Origin of the sequence: Streptomyces sp. NPDC056224, assembly GCF_042267665.1 — a bacterium.
In the GTDB taxonomy this organism is placed as follows: domain Bacteria; phylum Actinomycetota; class Actinomycetes; order Streptomycetales; family Streptomycetaceae; genus Streptomyces.
The window spans coordinates 73,712-93,375 of the sequence record NZ_JBHJTK010000010.1 but is presented as its reverse complement, the minus strand read 5'-3'; the positions used below and the strand labels follow the sequence as shown (position 1 = coordinate 93,375).

Sequence of the window (19,664 nt, the reverse complement as noted above, 5' to 3'; positions counted from 1 at the left end):
TCCTCTCGAGTGGGGAGGCCGCTCTCGGCGCGGACGGATCGACCGCGGGCAGATGGACCAGGCAGGCCGACCGGCGCGGGAGGCGGTGGAAACACCGTCGGGGGCGATGGGCGCCCGGTGCGGCGTTGGTGCAGGCGGCGGTGCGGTCCGCGCCGTCCATGTGAACGGGATGTAGCGGTGCCGTTTCGCTTGAGTGAGATTGTTAACGCTCACAATTCCACGGACAAGGGGACCGTCATGCCGTTACCCAATCTTGACCAGGCCGTCCGCGGGCGGGCTAACGCGCCACCGGGCCGGCACTGCGCCGCAGCACCATCTCCGGCGAGATCAGCACGTGGCTGCGGGCGTGGCCGACGCCGGTCAGCTCCTCCACCAGCAGCTCAAGAGCGCGGCGTCCCAGCTCACCGAAGTCCTGACGCACGGTGGTCAGCGGTGGGGCGAAGTACGCGGCTTCGGGAATGTCATCGAACCCGACCACGCTGATGTCCCCCGGAATCGCCCGTCCCGCCTCATGGAACGCGCGGAGCAGGCCGAGGGCCATGTGGTCGTTGGCGCAGAAGACCGCCGTGACCAGAGGATCCTCGGCGATCCGTAGTCCGGCCTCGTACCCGGACCTCGCGCTCCAGTCGCCGCTCTGTACCGGTGGCACCTCGGCGCCGCCGGCCTCGAGGGCCTTGCGCCAGCCGTCCTGTCGGGTCTTGGTCTCCAGCCAGCCGGGGGGGCCGGCGACGTGGTGGACCGTGGCATGCCCGAGTTCGAGCAGGTGTCGGGTGGCTGCCAGCGCCCCCGACTCGTTGTCGACGGCCACCATCGGCACTCGGGACTGGCTGCCCGATCCGACCGCGACCACCGGCACCGCGCTGGACAGCTTCGCCACCGCGCTCACCGCCGAGATCTGCGGCGCGATGACGACGATGCCCTCCACGCCCTGGTCGCGGAGCCGGTCCACCGCCTCCTGTACAGAGCGGCTGTCCAGCGAACGCAGGCTGGCGACGCTGACGAAGTACCCCGCACTGCGCGCGGCCTGCTCGATCCCGTCCAGCATCGAGGCGGGCCCGTAGAGTGCGCTGCCGAAACTGACCACCCCCAGGGTCTGGGAGCGGCGGGTGACCAGCGCGCGGGCTGCCGAGTTGGGACGGTAGTCCAGCTCCCGGATGGCGGCGAGCACCCGGTCCCGGGTATCGGGCCGGACGTGCGGTGCACCGTTCAGCACCCGGGACACGGTCTGGTGGGACACGCCGGCGACCCGCGCCACATCCGCCATCACGGGCTGGCGGGACTCCGGCTCGGTGCTTGCAGTTCCCACTCAAGGCCCCCTCATCGGTCGTACCAGTGTGGTTCACAGCCGCTCAGTGCCTACGAGTGACGGCGCTCGGCGGTTGGACCGCTGTCGGGATCCGGTCGATGGCGCAGGGCTTCGCAGACCTTACGACTGTCTCACGAGTGCTCACGAGAGTGTATTTGTTCGCGATCACATGGCCTGTCGCAGCCTGCGAGGTCCGCCCCCGGGGCGGCCCCGGCACCCCCTGCTGCACTCCCTGTCCGACACCTTCTTCCTGGACGGCTACCGCGGCGCTGCTTTCGACGCGGCACAACTCGTCCTTCGCCTCTCCCGCGTCCCCGGCCGGGGTCCCGTCCGCGTCACATCGTCGCCGCGCTCTCCGACCCCCACCTTCGCCTCCCGCTGCACCTCAAGAGGTCCCGTGGTGACACCGACGAGACCTCCTGCAGCGACCAGCAGTTCGTTCTCGGCGACTCCGGCAAGACCGCCCTGCTCGATCTGCGAGCCGCGACCGAGCGGCCCTCACGCAGCCTCCCCCAGGAGACCTGGCGGTCCATCCTCCGCCGCCGTTGCGCTGCGGGGTGAGATCGTGAGTCGTCAAGGCCCGGGTCTCGATCGGGGTGACGTAGCTGTATGCCGAGTGCTTGCGCAGACGGGTGCGGTTGCACTCGGTCTCGATTCGTCCCAGTACAACGTGCCGGTGGTCACCCCGCCGATCAGCGGAATCGCCCCCGCCGACAGGCGGAAATTCATCGCGCGGGTGTGGTCCTTTGCAGACAACGCCCACTCCAGCCCCCAGAGTAGTCATGCGATGACATTGAGTGATTGCCGTCGTGTTTCAGGGAACCTCCCGGGTGCGGAGTGTGACGGGGCGGCCGAACGTGCCTGGGTGGGGTCTCAGTCGAGCCATACGGGGGCCCGCAGTTCGCCCAAGAAGATGGGTCAACGGAGAGTGCCTGCGCAGCAACAGCCCGGCACGGCCGCGGGGGTCCTCTCGTCGAAGAGCTTGATCCAGGTGCGAGTGCGGCGAGGGCCGTCAAGCCCGCGTCGACGGCCGCAGGCGGCAGGAGCCGCCACAGCGGCGTGCCCGTGCCCACCCGGTCGCCCCCACACACATCCGAAGCCTTCCTCTCCGGGCGCCAAGCGCCCCAAGCTCCGGCCGTCTCCGGCCCAGCCATCGTGTTCACCGCGGCCTGGTCCCGATTCTTTCGGCGCGGGCCGCTGGAGCACCTGCTCAACGGCGCAACCACGCTGGCGAAGTCCCTCCGATGAGGTCTCGGCTCTTCGCCCAGCCTGCCGTCGGAAACCGCCGCGCACGAGGCGGGCTGCTGAACGGACGCGACAGCCCTCCCCCCTCCCCGATCTGACGCTGGAACGACGCGGTCTCAGTGGCCCGGTACCGGACTTCGGCGGGCGGCAACCTTTTCCGGAGCGGCGGCAACTGACGGTCACACCAGAAGGCGATCACACCCACGGGTCGCCCGATCTCCCGCCGCATGCCGCCGCGCACCGCTGACCTGAGCGGTTGTACGGGGCAGGGCCGAAGCAAGGAGTAGCCCCCATGAACGAGACGGATCCCACGGCGGACGGCCGCAGCCGGCGCAAGGCCGCGGCTGGTGGTGAGCGGCGTACGCGGGGGCGCCACCGCCGGCGCGGGATAACGATCGGCCTGATGCTGGGCGTGCCTGGAGTCCTCGGCCCCTACCTGCTGTTCGTGCAGGCCGATTCGAACGCCGCGACGGTGGATGCCGACGCCTACTACACGCTGACCTCTGTCCGCAGCGACAAGGTGCTCGACGTGCCGGGGGCGGACACGTCGGACGGCGTCTGGATACGGCAGGCGAGCCGCGTGGCAGGTGCCGCGAGTCAGCAGTGGCGGCTGAGGCAGGCGGGGGACGGCTACTACGAGGTGGAGAACCGCAGCAGCCACAAGGTCCTCGGAGTGCGCGGCGCTTCCAAGGAGTCCGCGGCGGCCGTCGAGCAGCAGACCGACCACGGTTCCGCCACGCAGCAGTGGAAGATGCAGGACGTGGGCGATGGGGCGGTGAAGTTCGTCTCCCGGAGCAACGGCATGGTGCTGGACGTGTGGGGCGGCTCCACCGGCGAGGGGGTGCCGCTCATCCAGTACGCCGACCGGGGCAGCACCAACCAGCAGTGGAAGCTGGTGAAGGCGGCCGGCTCGGGCAGGTACACCTGGCACAACGCGCAGATCGTCGGTGGCGGGTTCGTCACCGGGCTGGTCTTCAACCCCGCCCGCAAGGACCTGCTGTACGCCCGGACCGACATCGGCGGTGCCTACCGCTGGGACGCGACCGCCGCCCAATGGACCTCGTTGACCGACTGGATCGGTGGATCCGACTGGAACCTGCTCGGGATCGAGAGCCTGGCGACCGACCCCGTCGACCCGAACCGCCTGTACCTCGCGAGCGGCACCTACACCAATGACTGGGCGGGCAACGGCGCGATCCTCCGCTCCACCGACCAGGGCAAGACGTTCCAGCGCACCGACCTGCCGTTCAAACTGGGCGGCAACGAGGACGGCCGGTCCATGGGCGAGCGGCTGGTGGTGGACCCCGCCAACCACGGCACGCTCTACCTGGGCACCCGCAAGAACGGGCTCTGGCGCAGCACCGACTACGGCGTGACCTGGAGCCAGGTCGCCGCCTTCCCCGTCAAGGACGGTGCGAGCAGCGGCGTCGGCCTGTCCTTCGTGACCTTCGGCCCGGCCGGCAGCCGGACGATCTACGTCGGGGTGGCCGACAAGACCACCTCGCTGTACCGCTCCACCGACGGCGGCAGCAGCTGGCAGGCCGTGTCCGGCCAGCCCACAGGGCAGCTGCCGCAGCACGGTGTGCTGTCCGGTGACGGCTCGCTGTATCTGACGTACACCAATGCCCCGGGCCCGAACGGTGTGACGGCCGGTTCCGTGTGGAAGTACACGCCGTCCACCGGGGCCTGGAAGAACATTTCACCGTCCAGCGGTGGTTACGGCTTCGCCGGGCTGGCTGTCGATCCGCAGCGCCCGTCCACGGTGATGGTCACCACGCTGGACCGCTGGTGGCCCTCGGACGAGGTGTACCGGTCGACCGACGGCGGCGCCTCCTGGAAGGCGCTCGGCGCGACCTCGGTGCGGGACAACTCCGCTGCGCCGTACGTGGGCACGGGCATCGGGCACTGGATGGGCGCGCTGGCCATCAACCCCTTCGACTCCGGGCACGTGCTGTACGGCACCGGGTCGGGGATATGGGGCAGCAACGACGTGACCGCGGCGGACAAGGGGGGTGCCACGCACTGGACGGTCCCGGCCAAGGGGCTGGAGGAGACCGCGGTCCTCGGGCTGATCAAGCCCCCGGGCCTCCCGCTGATCAGTGCGCTCGGCGACGTCAGCGGATTCCGGCACGAGGACCTGACCAAGGTACCCGCCAAAGCACTCTCCGGACCGCTGTTCTCCAACACCACCGGCATCGACTTCGCCCAGGCGAAGCCGGGGTTCGTGGTCCGGGTCGGTCTCGGTGGCGAGCAGCACGGCGCCTATTCGACCGACGGCGGGGCCGGCTGGACGCCGTTCGCCGGGGAACCCGTGCGCGGAGCGGGCGGCGGGGCCGTGGCGGTCTCGGCGGACGGCGCCGCCGTCGTCTGGACGCCCGCGGGCCAGAGGCCGTACCGCTCGACGAACAGCGGTGCGACCTGGACGGCCGCCTCCGGTCTGCCCGCGGACTCGGCCGTGGTGGCCGACCGTTCGTCGGCGAACACGTTCTACGCCCTCAAGGGCGGCACCCTGTACGCCAGCGCCGATGGCGGCAAGAGCTTCACCGCCCGGGCCACCGGCCTGGGTGACGGACAGCTCAAGGCGGCCCCGGGCGTCGCCGGTGACCTGTGGATCACAGGCGGAGGCAACGGACTCCTGCACTCCACCAATGGCGGGGCGAGCTTCAACAAGCTCGCCGGCGTGCAGCAGGCGCACGGTGTCGGCTTCGGCAAGCCCGCCCCGGGCGCCACCTACCAGGCTCTCTACCTCAGCGGGACGCTGAAGGGCGTCACCGGGGTGTTCCGCTCCATCGACGGCGGTTCGACCTGGGTCCGGATCAACGACGACCAGCACCAGTTCGGCGGGAGCGTCATCTCCGTCATCATCGGCGACCCGGACGTGTACGGCCGGGTCTACCTGGGCGGCTACGGCCGTGGCGTGGTGTACGGCGACGTGTCCTGATCGCCCCGGGCCGGAGCGGGCGGCCGTGCGCGGCGCCCGCCCCGGTCTCGGCGACATCGGCACCGGACCGGACCGGACCGGAGCGGCAACCTTTTCGCCTTCGGCGGCCACTGATTAGTGCGACGTCGACTCGATCTACCGAACGGATGGGCATGAGGACAACGAAACACGGTGCGCCGCGGCCGCGGCGCAGACGCGGGGCGGCCGTCGGCATTCCGTTGGCGGTGACGGCAGTCGGTGCGCTGGCCTGCCTGGCCCTCACGCTCCTCCCCGGGAGCCGGTCCGGTGCCGGGCTTCCCACCGGCGCATCCGTAGCGGCTGCCCCAACGAACGCACCGTCCCGTTCCGGGTCGCCGGCAGCAGAGGCCGACGCCGCGACCGCATCGACGCAGCCGACGGTCACGAGCCCGCCCCCGCCGTCAGCCGCCGGTGTCCCGACGCCCTCGGCCTCCAGCCCGGCACGCACGGAGTCGCCGGCCTCTTCGGCGGGACGGATCAAGCCCTCGGTCAGCTACCAGGGCGTCGCGACTTCCTATGCCGCGGGTGACGGCAATGGTGCCTGCCTGTACGGACCGTCCGGTGATCTCATGATCGCGGCGATGAACCACACCGACTACGAGTCGGCCAAAGCGTGCGGGGCGTACGTGCGGGTCCGCGCCGCCAACGGGAACTCCATCACGGTGCGGATCGTCAACGAGTGCCCCCTGCCCTGCGCACCGGGGCAACTCGACCTCAGCCAACAGGCCTTCGCCAAGCTCGCGAACCCCTCACTCGGCCGGATCCCGATCACCTGGACGCTGCTGAGCCCCGCCGCGCCCGACACGCTCTCCATCCGGTACAAGACCGGGTCCAGCCGCTCTTGGTGCGGCGTCCAGGTGATCGGGCATCGGAACCCGGTGGCGGTGCTCGAACTCCGGACCGCCAGCGGCTGGCGGAAACTGCCCCGCACCGACTACAACTACTTCCTCTCCACCGGCGGCAGCGGATGCGGCGGAGCGATCAGGGTCACCGACCTTTACGGAGAACAACTGACCGTCGAGGGGATCGCACTGAAACCGGACGTCGCGCAACAGACCCGCGTCCAGTTCGCCCGGCATTGACCGTGCCGTCCACCCACCGTCACGGCTCTGCCCCCGCGGTCGGCCACTGTCCGGCCGCGGTGACGGGCACTGTTACGCTCGAGCCGATTGTTAACGCGCACATAGCAGGGAGAGGGCGACCGGGGGAGATGCTCCTTCATGACGCGTCCGCGGAGTTCCACGACTTCTTCGAACGCCACTACGCCGAACTGGCCCGTCTCGCCCATCTCCTGACCGGCGAGACGGACGCGGCCGACGACCTCGCCGCGGATGCCCTGGTCGCCCTGTGGCAGCGCTGGGACCGGCTTCGCAAGGCTGACCACCCGCTCGCCTACGCTCGCGGCGTGGTCGCCAACATGGCGCGGGAACGGATCCGCAGTGCGGTGCGCGAGCGGCGCCGGATCGCGCTGTTCTGGTCCCGCAGTCCGGAGCAGGTGGCGGGGCCGGACGTGGCGGCCGTGCTGGACGTACGTACGGCGCTCGCCCGGCTGCCGTTCCGGAAGCGGTCGTGCGTGGTGCTGCGCCACGCCTTCGACCTCTCGGAGAAGGACACCGCGGCGGCGCTGGGCATATCGGTCGGTACGGTCAAGAGCCAGACCTCGAAGGGAATGGCCGAGTTGGAACGGATACTTGGCACACGAGCGGTCGGCGACCTGGTGGCGGGGAGGAGGAACCGGTGAACGAGGACATCACCCGTCGGCTGCGCGACGCCGCCGAGGCCCACCAGCCCGATCGCGCCCGGATGCTGGCCCGCGTGGAACGCGGGGCGGCCGACGGCACCGTCCGTCACCGCACACCGTCCATCGCGAGATCCTGGCCCAAGGCCGCCCTCGCAGGCCTCGCCATCACCGCCACCCTGGCCACGGGTGGTCTCGCGGTCGCGGGCATCGTCCGCACTCCGCCACCGTCGGACAGCGCCACCACCCCCGCGACCCCGTCCCCGACGTTTCCTTCCCGTCCGACGCCCCCTGCTCCCACCACCCCCGCCGCCCCGGCCCCGACTCCGACCACCACGGCCCCGGTCGGCCCGCGCCCCACTCCGCTGCCCAGCAGCCGGGTTCAGAACGGGCCCCTGTCGTCGGACGGCTCGGTGGATCCGCACAGCACCGTCTACTGGGCCCAGAGCAACCTCACTCTCAAGACCACACAGCCGCTCACCTCGCTCACCGTGGAACTGCGCATCGCCCAAACCGGCGGCGTGCAGAACACCGGCAACTGGCGCACCCTGCCGAGTGAAGACTTCATCGTCACCGTTCAGGAGGCCGGCGGAGCGCTGGTCTACCGCTGGGTCCTCAAACCGGGCCGTACCGTGCCGACCGGGCAGCATGTATTCGCCGGCCAGTACAACCACGCCACCGGCGTGCGCAACGCCACGGACGACGGCTACCGCGTCGACACGCAGACCCCGGGCGGCTCCGTCGCGGTCTGGGGAAGGTTCACCCCGGCACGGTAAGGCCCGGCCAGGTTCCGGCCGAGGAGTCAGGGGCCTCGCGGCGAAAGCCGATCGCCTCCTCCAGGAGCCTCTCGGCGCGATCCAAGACGGCGGCTTCCGGATACACCCGGAGCCGCACCAGCTGACGCCCTTCGCGGCGAACATCCGGCCGCGGTCGAAGGAGGTGGGAATGAGGCTCATGGATGCGGACCACGCGGGGCTGGTTGTCGCGGCGCAGGCCGGTGACGATCGGGCGCGCGAGGAGCTGATCGCCGCGTACCTGCCGTTGCTCTACAACATCGTCGGGCGAGCGCTGAGCGGACATGCCGACGTCGACGACGTCGTCCAGGAAACCCTGCTGCGTGTGGTGCGCGACCTGCCTGCCCTGCGTGCTCCGGCGAGCTTCCGGTCCTGGCTGGTCTCGATCGCGCTCCGCCAGATCAGTACCCACCGGCACCGGCAACGCGCCTTCGCCGGCCGGAGCACGGTCATCGACGAGGCACACCAGATACCGGACGCCGGCGCCGAACCTGGGGACATGACGATTCTGCGTCTGCATGTGTCGGACGAGCGCCGTCAGGTTGTCGAAGCCGGCCGGTGGCTCGACCCGGACCATCGAGTGCTGCTGTCGCTGTGGTGGCAGGAAGGCGCCGGCTCGCTGAGCCGCGACGACATCGCCGCCGCGACGGGGCTCACGGTCGCCCACGTCGGAGTGCGCCTGCAACGCATGCGCGAGCAGCTGGAACTGAGCCGGACGATCGTTGCCGCGCTTGAGGCCGACCCGCGCTGTCCGCAGTTGGACGAGGCCCTCATCGGCTGGGACGGTCTCCGTACATCGGTGTGGCGCAAGCGGATCGCGCGGCACACCCGCGGATGCCCGGTCTGCGCGGCGACGAAGACAGAACGGGTTCCGGTCGAGCGACTGCTCCTCAGCCTTGCCCCACTGGCGGTCCCGGCCGGGCTCATCGCCGCGCTGGCCGCCAAGGGCCTGCTGTCGGGTACGGCGGTCGGCGCCGCCGGGCTGGCCACGGCACCCGTCGCCGTCGGCACGGCGACGGGGGGAGGCAGTCTGCACAGCTTGCTGATCGGCAAACTCCACGCGGTGACCGCTCATCCGCTGGTGGCCCTCGCCACCGGCGCGGTCCTCGTCACCGGGACCGCCACCTACGTGACCTGGCCCGAACCGGCGCATCGGGTGCCCGGCGTCATCGCCGCTCCCACGGCCGGCAATCCCACGCCGATCCCGTCGAGCACCATCACGTCGGCCGGACCGTCCCCGGTGAGTCCGCCGGCCGTCGCGGGCACTGTTCCGCTGGGCGCACAGTCGCTGGAGTCCGTGGACGAGCCCGCCCTGTACCTCACGTATGCCGGCGACTTCGCGACGCTCGGCCGAGTCTCGGCGTCCAGCAGCGCGCAGACGCGGCAGCGGGTCACCTTCACGGTCGTCGGGGGGCTGGCCGACACTCGGTGCGTCACCTTCCTCGCCGCGGACGGCCGCTATCTGCGCCATCGTGACCTGCGGCTACGGCTGAGCACCAACGACGGCAGCGAACTGTTCCGTGAGGACGCCACCTTCTGTCCGCACCCCGGGGCGGTCGCCGGGTCGGTGACCTTGCACGCGCACAACTATCCCGGTTCCGTCCTCCGCTACCGCGACGGTGGCATCTGGCTCGATGGCTCCGACGGCACTCGGGCCTTCGCCGACCAGGCTTCCTTCATCATGCGAAGGCCCTGGGCTTGAGAACCGCTCCTTGAGCATGTGGCCCGACCCGCGCAGTGACAGCTGGTGATCCTGCACCACGATCCTGCACCACGCTGTTCTCGACCCGGCAGCGAGCCGAGTGCTGCGCCGAAACCGGCTTCGGTCCGCGTTCGTCGACGGCTGACTCGGCGTACCGGCTTGAAGGCTGATCACCGCGACCGCCACCGATGACACCTCGTTGGTGATCAGGGCGGCGCCCTTTCCACAGGACGACCGGAACGCAGGGCTTGGCATAACGCTTTTCGCCCGCGCGATGCATCACCGGGCAATCATCCGGGCGGCGCCACTTTTCTGTTACGAGGCCATCAGTTCGGAGGCCTCCATTGTGTGGGGTGCTCTTCCCGCCGCTCACCTTGACGGGCCGGCGTGGCAGGTCCCCCGACTTTCCCCGTTGACGTATCCCTGAAGAAAGCCGCTCCAATGACGCGACACACCCACGCCTCCCGGGCGATCGGCAGGCAGGAACGGGCCCACGCCCTGCCCCGCACCCGACCCGCGACGGATCAGGCCGTACCGGCCGATGCGCGCACGATCACGGCACCCAGGGCGACTCGCGGCCCCCGAGGAGAATCATGAAGGGCCTGCACCGGCTCGGCCGGCGTCGCCGAACAGCGGTGATAGGACTGTCGGCCGCGGCGCTGGTGGCTGGTGCCCTGACGCTCCTGCCCAGCTCCGCCGGAGCCGCCGCCCTGGGTACGCAGGCGGCCCCCTCGGGCAGGTACTTCGGCACCGCTGTGGCCGCCGGCAGGCTCGGGGACTCGAAGTACGCCGCGATAGCGGACCGGGAGTTCAACATGATCACCCCGGAGAACGAGATGAAGTGGGACGCCATCGAACCGTCCCGCGGCAACTTCAACTTCGGCCCCGCCGACCAGATCGTCAACCGCGCCATGGCACACGGCCAGCGCATGCGCGGCCACACCACGGTCTGGCACTCGCAGCTCCCGTCCTGGGTCAGCTCCATCGGCGACGCGAACACGCTGCGCAGCGTGATGAACAACCACATCACCACCGAGATGACCCACTTCAAGGGCAAGATCTACGCCTGGGACGTGGTCAACGAGGCCTTCGCCGACGGAGGCAGCGGCCAGCACCGCAGCTCGGTGTTCCAGAACGTGCTGGGCAACGGCTTCATCGAGGAGGCGTTCCGCACCGCCCGGGCGGCCGACTCCTCGGCCAAGCTCTGCTACAACGACTACAACATCGAGAACTGGTCGGACGCCAAGACCCAGGGCGTCTACAGCATGGTCAGGGACTTCAAGTCCCGCGGCGTGCCGATCGACTGCGTCGGCTTCCAGAGCCACTTCGGGACCGGCGGCCCGCCGTCCAGCTTCCAGACCACCTTGTCCGCCTTCGCCGCCCTGGGCGTGGACGTCCAGATCACCGAGCTGGACATCGCCCAGGCGTCGTCCACCAACTACGCCAACGCGGTCAACGCCTGCCTGTCCGTGACCCGGTGCACCGGCATCACGGTGTGGGGCATCCGTGACAGCGACTCCTGGCGCAGCGGCGAGAGCCCCCTGCTGTTCGACAACAACGGCAGCCCCAAGGCCGCCTACACCACCGTCATGAACGCCCTCAAGTCCGCCTCCGGTACCGGGCCGGGCGGGACGCCCGGCGGAACCGGTACCGGGCAGATCAAGGGCGTCCCCTCCGGTCGTTGTATCGACATCAACGGTTCCACCACTGGCAACGGCACCCAGGCGCAGCTGTCGGACTGCAACGGACAGACAAACCAGCGCTGGACCTACACTTCCGGCAAGCAGCTGATGATCTACGGCAACAAGTGCCTGGACGCCATGGCCAAGGGCACCAGCAACGGCACAATGGTGGTCATCTGGGACTGCAACGGCGGCGCCAACCAGCAGTGGAAGATCAACACCAACGGCACGATCACCGGCGTCCAGTCCGGGCTGTGCCTCGACGCCGTCGGCGCGGCCACCGCCAACGGCACCAAGATCCAGCTGTACTCCTGCGCGTCCGTCGACAACCAGAAGTGGACCGCCCCGTCCGGGACGGGCGGCGGCACGTGCGCTCTTCCCTCGACGTACAAGTGGAGTTCGACGGGTGCCCTCGCACAGCCGTCGAACGGGTGGGCCGCGGTGAAGGACTTCACCCACGTGGTGCACAACGGCAAGCACGTGGTCTACGCGTCGAGCGCAGAGGGAACCTCGTACGGCTCGATGGCGTTCAGTCCCTTCACGAACTGGTCGGACATGGCGTCGGCCGGCCAGACCAAGATGAACCAGAACGCGGTGGCGCCCACGCTGTTCTACTTCGCGCCGAAGAAGATCTGGGTGCTGGCGTACCAGTGGGGTGCGTCGCCCTTCAGCTACCGCTTGTCGAGCGACCCCACCAACCCCAACGGCTGGTCCGCGCCGCAGCCGCTGTTCACCGGGAGCCTCCCCGACTCCGGCACCGGCCCGATCGACCAGACCCTGATCGCCGACGACCAGAACATGTACCTGTTCTTCGCCGGTGACAACGGCAAGATCTACCGGGCGAGCATGCCGATCGGGAACTTCCCGGGCAGCTTCGGCTCGTCGTACACGACGGTCATGAGCGACACGGCGAAGAACCTGTTCGAGGCGCCGCAGGTCTACAAGGTCCAGGGCCAGAACCAGTACCTCATGATCGTCGAGGCCCGGGGTGCGAATGAGCAGCGCTACTTCCGCTCGTTCACGGCCTCCAGCCTGAGCGGTTCGTGGACCCCGCAGGCCGCCAGCGAGAGCAACCCCTTCGCCGGCAAGGCCAACAGCGGTGCCAGCTGGACCAACGACATCAGCCACGGTGATCTGGTCCGCGACAACCCCGACCAGACCATGACCATCGACCCCTGCAACCTGCAGTTCCTCTACCAGGGCAAGTCCCCCAACGCGGGCGGCCCGTACGACCGACTGCCGTACCGGCCGGGTGTCCTCACCCTGCAGCGCTGACCTGCCTGATCCACGGTGATTTGCAGGGAGTACACCTCTCGATGAAGAACGCCACAGCCGGCGGGCGACGCGGGCGTCACCGCCGTCGCTGGAGCGCCACCGGTCTGCCGCTCGGTGTGCCCGCCGTCCCCGTGCCGGACTTCCTGTTCGTGTAGGAGGACTCGCAGGCCGAGACCAGCCGGTAGTGCCTACTACCGGCTGGTCTCGGTGCGCAGCGGCAAGGTGCTGTACGTCAACCGCTTCTCCACCGCCGACGGCACCCGTATCCAGCAGTGGACCGACCGGAGCACCGCCAACCAGCAGTGGCGGCTGAGGTCCACCAGGGACGGCTACTACGAGCTGGTGAACCGCAACAGCCGCAAGCTGCTTGGCACAGCGGGCGGCGCGACCGCCGGTCGGCCGTCGCCGAGCAGCAGACCGACGGATCCTCCCCCCTCGCCGGAGTGGCGGATCGATGCGGTGAGCGGTTCCGAGGCCGTCACCTTCACCTCCCGCGTGAGCGGCCTGGTGGCCGCTGCCCAGTCGGCCGCGGCCGGCCCGGACACGTGGCGGAACGCCCAGGTGGTGGGCGGCGGTTGTGTCACTGGGCTGGTGTTCAAACCTCAGGAGAAGGGTCTGCTGTACGCGCGTACCGACATGGGCGGTGCCGACCGCTGTGACGCCGCCGCCGAGCAGTGGATCCCGATGACAGACACGTCGATGCCCTGGGCGCGCAGCGCACGGGCTGCCTGCAGCAGGGACACCTGGGCGAAGGTGAACAGGTTCTGCGTCGTCAGAGCCTTGCCGCTCTTGAACGAGATGGCGTAGACGACCTTCCTCGGGGTGAACCCGTCGCCGACCGGGTGTCCCGGGTGCCGTTCCCGTACACGCCGGGCGAACTCGGCGCGCGCCTCCGCGTCGTAGCGCAGGGCGTCGGCGGAGATCCTGCCCTGGGCGAAGAGGTGGCTGAGCGGCGCCGAGGAGGCGGCCCTCTTCACGTGGATCAGGGTCCCGTCCTCGGCGAGCAGGTCCGCCGCCTCGAAACCGTGGGGATGCTGGGCGGTCTTGATCAGCCGGCGATCCAGGCAGATGTAACCACGCTTCGCTGCCTCCAGGTTGTATTCCTCCTCCGTCGCGAGGTCGGTCGTCCAGGCCGGCAGCGGACAGCCGGCCGGTGCGGTGAGCAGGGCGTCGACCTCGCTCCGGACGCCCTCCAGGTACTGGTCCCCGATCTCGAACCAGCGCCCTTCGTGGTGGAAGTAGCGGCTGGCGCCGAGCGGAATCTCGGCCGTGATCCACTTGCGGGCCTTCACCTGGGCGCTCACCGGATCGGTGCCCGCCTCGTCCCGGTGCATCTGTATGTAGCCCGCTGTCAGGGCTTCCAGGCGCCTGCCGGGCGGCATGCCCTCGAGCAGCTCCAGAATGTCGTCGATCGCCGGAGAAGGCATGAGGCGGCGGACGGATCCGACCTTCACCAACGCACTGGTGGCCGCCCTGCGCGTGGGCCTCGCCGAACTCGTCGACGACGAGACGCTCCGGGACCGGGTGGACATCATGACCGTCGACGCGTTCGCCGGACGGGTGCTGTCCACGTCGCGCCGGCCCCTGCGCGCCGACGAGGAGCCGGCCCGCTGGCAGCAGGCCGCCCGGGCCGCGGGCTTCACCGGGAGCCCGCAGTTCCTCGCCCAGGAGTACAAGCACGTCGTCCTCGCCCAGAACCTGCGCACGGACGAGCAGTACGAAGCCGCCGAGCGCAAAGGGCGGGGCAGCGCGCTGCCTGGGGCAGCCCGACCGCCGGTGTGGGGCGCCATCGGCGAGTAGGCGGGAACACCGGCGTCCCCGGCGGAGGTCACCAGCCGGCGAAGCCCTCGTCACGGCACGGCTCGTCCAGCTGGTCCCGTACCCATGTCGCCTCCATGCCCTCGGGATTGCCCCGCCTGCGTCACCCGCGCGGGTCGGGGCGGGATCCGCGCACCAGAGTGGGGATGGAGGGGCACCGGCTCACCTCAGGGACGAAGGTCGTCCCTGAGAGCCGACATGAGCATGTCCAGCGATCACGTAGTTCCGTCCAGGAGGCTCAAGTTCCGTGGCGGGAGCAGTCGCTGATGGCTCATCAGTTTTTCTGATGCCTGCAACCCCCTTTCATTGCCATGTGAACTGTGAAATTGTACGGTCACACTTTCCGCGGCTATGTCAGCTCCGGGAGTGCTCAACTTCCGTTGCCATCACGGTCCGCACCCCCCACCGCCGTGCCCCACGCACGGCTCTGCCGACCGGCCTGGAGGCCATCGCTATGCGCAAACCCCCCACCCTCAGGAAACTCACCCAACTGCTGATACCTGCCGTGGCCGTCGCCGGCCTGGGGCTCACCGTGCTCGCCCCCAATGGCACGGCGACCCCGGCCGGCGCAGGGGCACCCAAGCCCGCACCGAGGTCGGCCCCCGCCCCACAGCCCGCCTCCGCCACCGTGCTTGCCGCCGATCTCGCACCCGGACACGCCGCCGACCCCGCGCGATCGGCCACGAAGACCTCGATCCCCGCGCAACGCCCTCCGCTCCCCGCGGCTCAGAACGCCTCAGAACGCAAGCAGGCTCGCTCTGCGGCGAAGGCCGCGGCGGACTGCAACGTCAGCGACTTCACCTCGAAGACCGGCGCTGCCCTGGCCGAGCAGATCAAGAAGTCGGAAACCACCTGCATCAACACGCTGTTCAGCGTGACCGGCGAAGACTCCAAGGTCCTCTTCCGCGAGGAACAGATGGTCACCGTGGCGAACGCACTCAAGGATGTCGCCACCAACTACCCGGGGGACAACAGCACTTATGCAACCCAGGTGGTGCTGTACCTGCGCGCCGGCTACTACGTCCAGTACAACCAGCCGGAGAACGTCGGTGAATACGGCCCGACGCTGAAGAGCGCCGTTCAGGGCGCCCTGGATGCCTTCTTCGGCTCTTCCCACGCCTTCGACGTCACCGAAGCCAACGGAGAAACCCTGGCCGAGACGGTCACCCTGATCGACAGCTCCGGAGAGAACGCCCGCTACCTCAACGTGGTCAAGCGTCTGCAGAAGGACTACGACTCGTCGTACGACAAGTTCTACGGGATGCTCTCAGCGGTCAACAACACTTACACCGTGCTCTTCCGCGGCCACCAGGTGCCGGAGTTCGTGGAAGCCGTCAAGGCGGACCCGAGCGTCCTCACCGGACTGCGTGACTTCGCCGTCGCCCACGACGATCTGCTCGGCACCGACAAGTCCTACCTGGCCGCCAACGCCGGACGTGAACTCGGCCGCTTCCTGCGGCACGCCGACCTCAAGCACACCGTCAAGCCGTTGGTCAAGGAGCTGCTCGGCCGCAGCGAGATCACTGGACGCACCGCCCCGCTCTGGGTCGGCCTTGCCGAGATGACGGACGAGTACCAAAAGGAGAACTGCGCCGAGTTCGACACCTGTAACCTGCAGAACCGCGTGCGCGACGCCGTGCTGACGGTCAAGCACGCATGCGGTCCGAGCGTGAAGATCCTCGCACAGGAGCTCACCGCGTCCGAACTGGCGGCCACGTGCGACAGTGCCCTCAAGCAGGGCCCGGTCTTCCACAACATCGTCAAGGACAACGGTCCGGTCAAGGACGACAACAACACCGGCATCGAGATCGTCGCCTTCAACTCCAGTACCGACTACAAGACCTACGCCGGTGTCGTCTTCGGCATCGACACCAACAACGGCGGCATGTACCTGGAGGGCAATCCGGCCGCCGAGGGCAACCAGCCGCGCTTCATCGCCTACGAGCAGCCGGCCCAGGACGGTGCCTTCCAGATCTGGAACCTCAACCACGAGTACACCCACTACCTCGACGGTCGCTACGACATGTACGGCGACTTCGCAGCCGGGCAGACCACCCCGACCGTGATGTGGATCGAGGGTTTCGCCGAGTACGTCTCCTACTCGTACCGCGGCATCACCTACGACAGGGCGATCGAGGAGGCGGGCAAGAACACCTACAAGCTCAGCCAGCTCTTCGGGACCACCTACGACAACGCCGACACCACCCGTATCTACCAGTGGGGCTACCTGGGCGTCCGCTACATGCTCCAGTCGCACCCCGCGGACGTGGCAACCCTGCTCGGCCACTACCGCGCAGGCGAGTACGACGCGGCCCACAGCCTGCTCCGCGACACCATCGGCACCAAGTACGACGCCGACTTCACCGACTGGCTGAGCAAGTGCGCCGGCGGCGACTGCGGCCAGCTGCCGGTCCGGAGCGGCCGGTGACCGGGACCTGGGTCACCGGCAAGAACTGAGCCAGGAGAGCCTGGGGGGCGGTCCACCGGACCGCCTCCCGTCAGCTCCCGGTCCTGCCCCGGCCGGCCTTCCACGCGCGGGGGCGCACCGCGGAGCGCGGTCGGCTCGTCGAGCAGGACGGCCTCGGGCTCCTGGGCGAGGGCCCGGGCGGTCAGGACGCACTGGCGTCCGCCGTCGGACAGCTCGGCGGCCGGCCGCTCGGCGAGATGCCCGCGCCGACCTCTCGGCGTTGAGGGTGCGGTCCTTGGCGTACTCGATGACCTTGCCCGCCTTCCCCCGCTCGATCACCTCGGCCGAGCTGATGTTGGAGGCGTTTGCCACATCGGTCAGCACATCCAGGGTGCCGGTCTCGGCCAGCAGCGGCAGGTGCGTGGTCGAGGCCGAGTGCAGGCTCTTGGCGGGGGTGGTGATCTGCGTGGCCCCCGACAGGTCGCCGGTCAGCTTCGGCTTGGGGCACGGCACGTGACCAGCACATACGACTCGGGCTCGCCCTGGGGGTACGGCTCGTTGACGGTGAAGACTTGGTAGCTGTTCTCGTACCGGAGTGTGAAGCTCTTGGCGTGCTTCACCGCCGACTTGACCGGGAAGCAGTCCTTGCCCGGGTCGAAATCGGTGATGCAGCCGTCACCCGCCGCCGCGGCCTCGGATTCGGCGGGCCGGTCCGCGCCGCCGTCACCGACACGAGAATCGACCTGCTAACCGGGCGTGACCCACGGCTTTTTCGGCGACTCGGGAACCCTCGACGCAGGCGGCCGTGCCATCGGGCAGGCACGCATACCTGCGTACGGCCTTCGCCGATGCGTCGACGAGAGGCCGATGCCCTGACGCGCGCGGCATCCATTTCGCCGAGTTCGGCCGCCGACCCCCCCACGCTCCTGCCTCTACCCTTGAGGCCGCCGGTTGATGGATGGCGAACACCGATGGAAACGATGGAACGGAGCGTGCGGTGAAGGCGGGGGAAGCGAATGGCGGAGAGCTGATAGGCAAGGTACTCGGGGGGCGTTACCGGGTGACCTCCATGGTCGGGCGCGGCGGTATGGGAGTGGTCGCCCGGGCGGTGGACGAACTGCTGAACCGAGAGGTCGCCGTCAAGGTCCTGCGAGCGTTCACCGACGCCTCCGCGTCCGAACTTGCCGATCTGCGGACCCGGATGCAGCGGGAGGCGCAGGCAGCCGCCCGCATCCGGCACAGCGGCGTGGTCACCGTGCACGACGTGACCGAGGCGCAGGGTCTGCCGGTCATTGTCATGGAATTCGTCGACGGGCCCTCGCTCGACGACGTGTTGACGGAGCGCGGCCCGCTGGAGCCGCACGAGGCCGCGGCGATCGGCGCCAAGTTGATGGACGCGCTCGACGCCGCGCACCGGGTCGGCGTACTGCATCGGGACGTCAAGCCCGCCAACGTGCTGATGGAGCATGGCGGCCGGGTCGTGCTCACCGATTTCGGCATAGCCACCATGCAGGCCTCCGACGACGAGGCCGTGGCCAAGCTGACCCAAAGCGGTCAAATCGTCGGATCCCTCGACTACCTGCCACCGGAGCGCGCGCAGGGCAGGGAGCCCGGGCCCGCGTCGGACATCTGGTCGCTCGGCATGACGCTCTATGCGGCCGTGGAGGGCACTTCGCCGTTCCGTCGCACGTCCGCGTGGTCCACGTTGTCGGCCATCGTCACCGATCCACTGCCGGAGCCCCGCCGGGCTGGACCACTCACGCCGGTGCTCCAGGCGCTGATGGCGAAGGAACCGGAGGACCGGCCCACCGCGGACCAGGCGCGCGGCATGCTGGAGCGCGTCGCCTCGGGCCGGACGGTGTCCGAGGGCCCGAATCCCACGCCCAGGGTGGTTCCCGGGGCTGCGGCCGCCGTCGCGCCGCCCCCCGGGTTCGGCCCCCCGATGTTCCCCCAGCCCACCCCGCAGCCTCAGCCTCCGCAAGCCGGCTACCTTCAGCCCAACCTGCCGCCGGCGCTTCCGCAGCCCGGCGCGCCGGTCGCGGGCCCCGCCGGAGTCCCCACTCCCGAAACGACCGCCTCCACAGCGCGTCGCACACGGCGCCGCAGCCGCACCCTCACCGCATCGGCGGCCGCCGTCGTACTCCTCGCCGCAGGCGGCGGAATCACCTACGCCCTGACCGGCCAAGAGGGCGGCACGATCGCGGACGGTGCGCAGGCGACGCCGCCCGGCGTCAGCTCCCCGACGGGCGGCGGCCCGTCGTCGTCCGTTGCTCCGGGCGCCTCCTCGCAGCCGTCTCCCTCGGCGAAGAAGACAGGTGCCACGACGACGCCCGGCAACAACGGTGCCAAGCCGGCCGCGAGCCCGTCCGCGTCTCCGGAGACCAAGCCCAGTTCCACGGTGAAGGAGCCCACCCCGGTGTCGACGGCCTGCACCGGCTGGAGTCACGAGAACCGCAGTAACGGCTACGGCTATCTGCTCGACAACTCCCACCTCTACACCGGGCCGTACGCGGAGTGCAGCTACGTGACCGTGGTCAAGACCGGCGTGAAGGTCTATTACCACTGCTACGTCACCAACGCCTATGGCAACAAGTGGATCTACGCCCGTGCCGAGGGCACGAACACCGAAGGCTGGATGGCCAGCACCCATCTCACCCGGGAGAGCGGCACACTGGCCCGCTGCTAGCTCGGCTCTGCCGGGGATCCCGGAGCAGTCGAGGTCACTGCTCCGGCGATCT

The 19,664-nt window shown here is 69.5% G+C and carries 11 protein-coding genes and 3 pseudogenes; 11 read left to right on the top strand and 3 right to left on the bottom strand.

Features of this window, described 5'->3' with window-relative positions:
* Positions 1 to 277: 277 nt before the first annotated feature.
* On the bottom strand, positions 278 to 1,264 hold the full coding sequence (locus tag ACFCZ1_RS15615; protein ID WP_376678906.1) for a LacI family DNA-binding transcriptional regulator: 987 nt from the start codon (positions 1,262 to 1,264) through the stop codon (positions 278 to 280).
* Positions 1,265 to 2,843: 1,579 nt separating this feature from the next.
* Here ACFCZ1_RS15615 and ACFCZ1_RS15610 point away from each other — a divergent pair.
* The 7 genes and pseudogenes from ACFCZ1_RS15610 to ACFCZ1_RS15580 form a co-directional block, all read left to right on the top strand.
* Positions 2,844 to 5,492: an RICIN domain-containing protein gene (locus tag ACFCZ1_RS15610; RefSeq protein ID WP_376678815.1), complete on the top strand. Its 2,649-nt coding sequence runs from the start codon at positions 2,844 to 2,846 to the stop codon at positions 5,490 to 5,492.
* Positions 5,493 to 5,638: 146 nt separating this feature from the next.
* Positions 5,639 to 6,592 (top strand): expansin EXLX1 family cellulose-binding protein, encoded by a 954-nt coding sequence (locus ACFCZ1_RS15605; RefSeq protein ID WP_376678814.1) that lies wholly within the window; start codon positions 5,639 to 5,641, stop codon positions 6,590 to 6,592.
* Positions 6,593 to 6,720: 128 nt separating this feature from the next.
* Positions 6,721 to 7,251, top strand: coding sequence for a SigE family RNA polymerase sigma factor (locus ACFCZ1_RS15600; protein ID WP_257553333.1), 531 nt, complete (start codon positions 6,721 to 6,723; stop codon positions 7,249 to 7,251).
* Positions 7,248 to 8,024, top strand: a complete 777-nt coding sequence (locus ACFCZ1_RS15595; protein ID WP_376678813.1) for a hypothetical protein — start codon at positions 7,248 to 7,250, stop codon at positions 8,022 to 8,024. The genes ACFCZ1_RS15600 and ACFCZ1_RS15595 overlap by 4 nt, the downstream gene beginning before the upstream one ends.
* A gap of 169 nt (positions 8,025 to 8,193) precedes the next feature.
* A complete protein-coding gene (locus tag ACFCZ1_RS15590; protein WP_376678812.1) occupies positions 8,194 to 9,744 on the top strand; it encodes a sigma-70 family RNA polymerase sigma factor in 1,551 nt (516 codons plus the stop codon).
* Between the two features lie 593 nt (positions 9,745 to 10,337).
* Complete coding sequence (locus ACFCZ1_RS15585; RefSeq protein WP_376678811.1) at positions 10,338 to 12,701, top strand: non-reducing end alpha-L-arabinofuranosidase family hydrolase; 2,364 nt, start codon at positions 10,338 to 10,340, stop codon at positions 12,699 to 12,701.
* Positions 12,702 to 12,742: 41 nt separating this feature from the next.
* A pseudogene (locus tag ACFCZ1_RS15580) lies at positions 12,743 to 13,394 on the top strand (RICIN domain-containing protein); the annotation flags it as partial.
* On the opposite strand, the gene ACFCZ1_RS15575 reads toward ACFCZ1_RS15580, so the two are convergent.
* Complete coding sequence (locus ACFCZ1_RS15575) at positions 13,304 to 14,128, bottom strand: DUF6119 family protein (RefSeq protein ID WP_376678810.1); 825 nt, start codon at positions 14,126 to 14,128, stop codon at positions 13,304 to 13,306. The pseudogene ACFCZ1_RS15580 and the gene ACFCZ1_RS15575 overlap by 91 nt on opposite strands.
* 19 nt (positions 14,129 to 14,147) lie before the next feature.
* Here ACFCZ1_RS15575 and ACFCZ1_RS15570 point away from each other — a divergent pair.
* Together ACFCZ1_RS15570 and ACFCZ1_RS15565 are read left to right on the top strand one after the other, a co-directional pair.
* Positions 14,148 to 14,498, top strand: a pseudogene (locus tag ACFCZ1_RS15570) (DNA helicase UvrD); the annotation flags it as partial.
* Positions 14,499 to 14,973: 475 nt separating this feature from the next.
* The gene (locus ACFCZ1_RS15565) at positions 14,974 to 16,947 is read left to right on the top strand and encodes a collagenase (protein WP_376678809.1); all 1,974 of its coding nucleotides are present in this window, start codon (positions 14,974 to 14,976) and stop codon (positions 16,945 to 16,947) included.
* Positions 16,948 to 17,084: 137 nt separating this feature from the next.
* On the opposite strand, the pseudogene ACFCZ1_RS15560 reads toward ACFCZ1_RS15565, so the two are convergent.
* Positions 17,085 to 17,174 (bottom strand): annotated as a pseudogene (locus ACFCZ1_RS15560) (hypothetical protein); the annotation flags it as partial.
* A gap of 47 nt (positions 17,175 to 17,221) precedes the next feature.
* Between ACFCZ1_RS15560 and ACFCZ1_RS15555 the strand changes: the two are divergent.
* Positions 17,222 to 17,443: a hypothetical protein gene (locus tag ACFCZ1_RS15555; RefSeq protein ID WP_376678808.1), complete on the top strand. Its 222-nt coding sequence runs from the start codon at positions 17,222 to 17,224 to the stop codon at positions 17,441 to 17,443.
* Between the two features lie 441 nt (positions 17,444 to 17,884).
* Positions 17,885 to 19,612, top strand: a complete 1,728-nt coding sequence (locus ACFCZ1_RS15550) for a protein kinase (protein ID WP_376678807.1) — start codon at positions 17,885 to 17,887, stop codon at positions 19,610 to 19,612.
* The last annotated feature ends 52 nt before the right edge of the window (positions 19,613 to 19,664 follow it).

What these genes read in the sequence shown, in the direction of transcription:
- ACFCZ1_RS15615 (WP_376678906.1), bottom strand. Translation starts at nt 1,264, where the DNA reads ATGGCGGATGTGGCGCGGGTCGCCGGCGTGTCCCACCAGACCGTGTCC.
- ACFCZ1_RS15610 (WP_376678815.1), top strand. Translation starts at nt 2,844, where the DNA reads ATGAACGAGACGGATCCCACGGCGGACGGCCGCAGCCGGCGCAAGGCC.
- ACFCZ1_RS15600 (WP_257553333.1), top strand. Translation starts at nt 6,721, where the DNA reads ATGCTCCTTCATGACGCGTCCGCGGAGTTCCACGACTTCTTCGAACGC.
- ACFCZ1_RS15565 (WP_376678809.1), top strand. Translation starts at nt 14,974, where the DNA reads ATGCGCAAACCCCCCACCCTCAGGAAACTCACCCAACTGCTGATACCT.
- ACFCZ1_RS15585 (WP_376678811.1), top strand. Translation starts at nt 10,338, where the DNA reads ATGAAGGGCCTGCACCGGCTCGGCCGGCGTCGCCGAACAGCGGTGATA.
- ACFCZ1_RS15550 (WP_376678807.1), top strand. Translation starts at nt 17,885, where the DNA reads ATGGCGAACACCGATGGAAACGATGGAACGGAGCGTGCGGTGAAGGCG.
- ACFCZ1_RS15590 (WP_376678812.1), top strand. Translation starts at nt 8,194, where the DNA reads ATGAGGCTCATGGATGCGGACCACGCGGGGCTGGTTGTCGCGGCGCAG.
- ACFCZ1_RS15605 (WP_376678814.1), top strand. Translation starts at nt 5,639, where the DNA reads ATGGGCATGAGGACAACGAAACACGGTGCGCCGCGGCCGCGGCGCAGA.
- ACFCZ1_RS15575 (WP_376678810.1), bottom strand. Translation starts at nt 14,128, where the DNA reads ATGCCTTCTCCGGCGATCGACGACATTCTGGAGCTGCTCGAGGGCATG.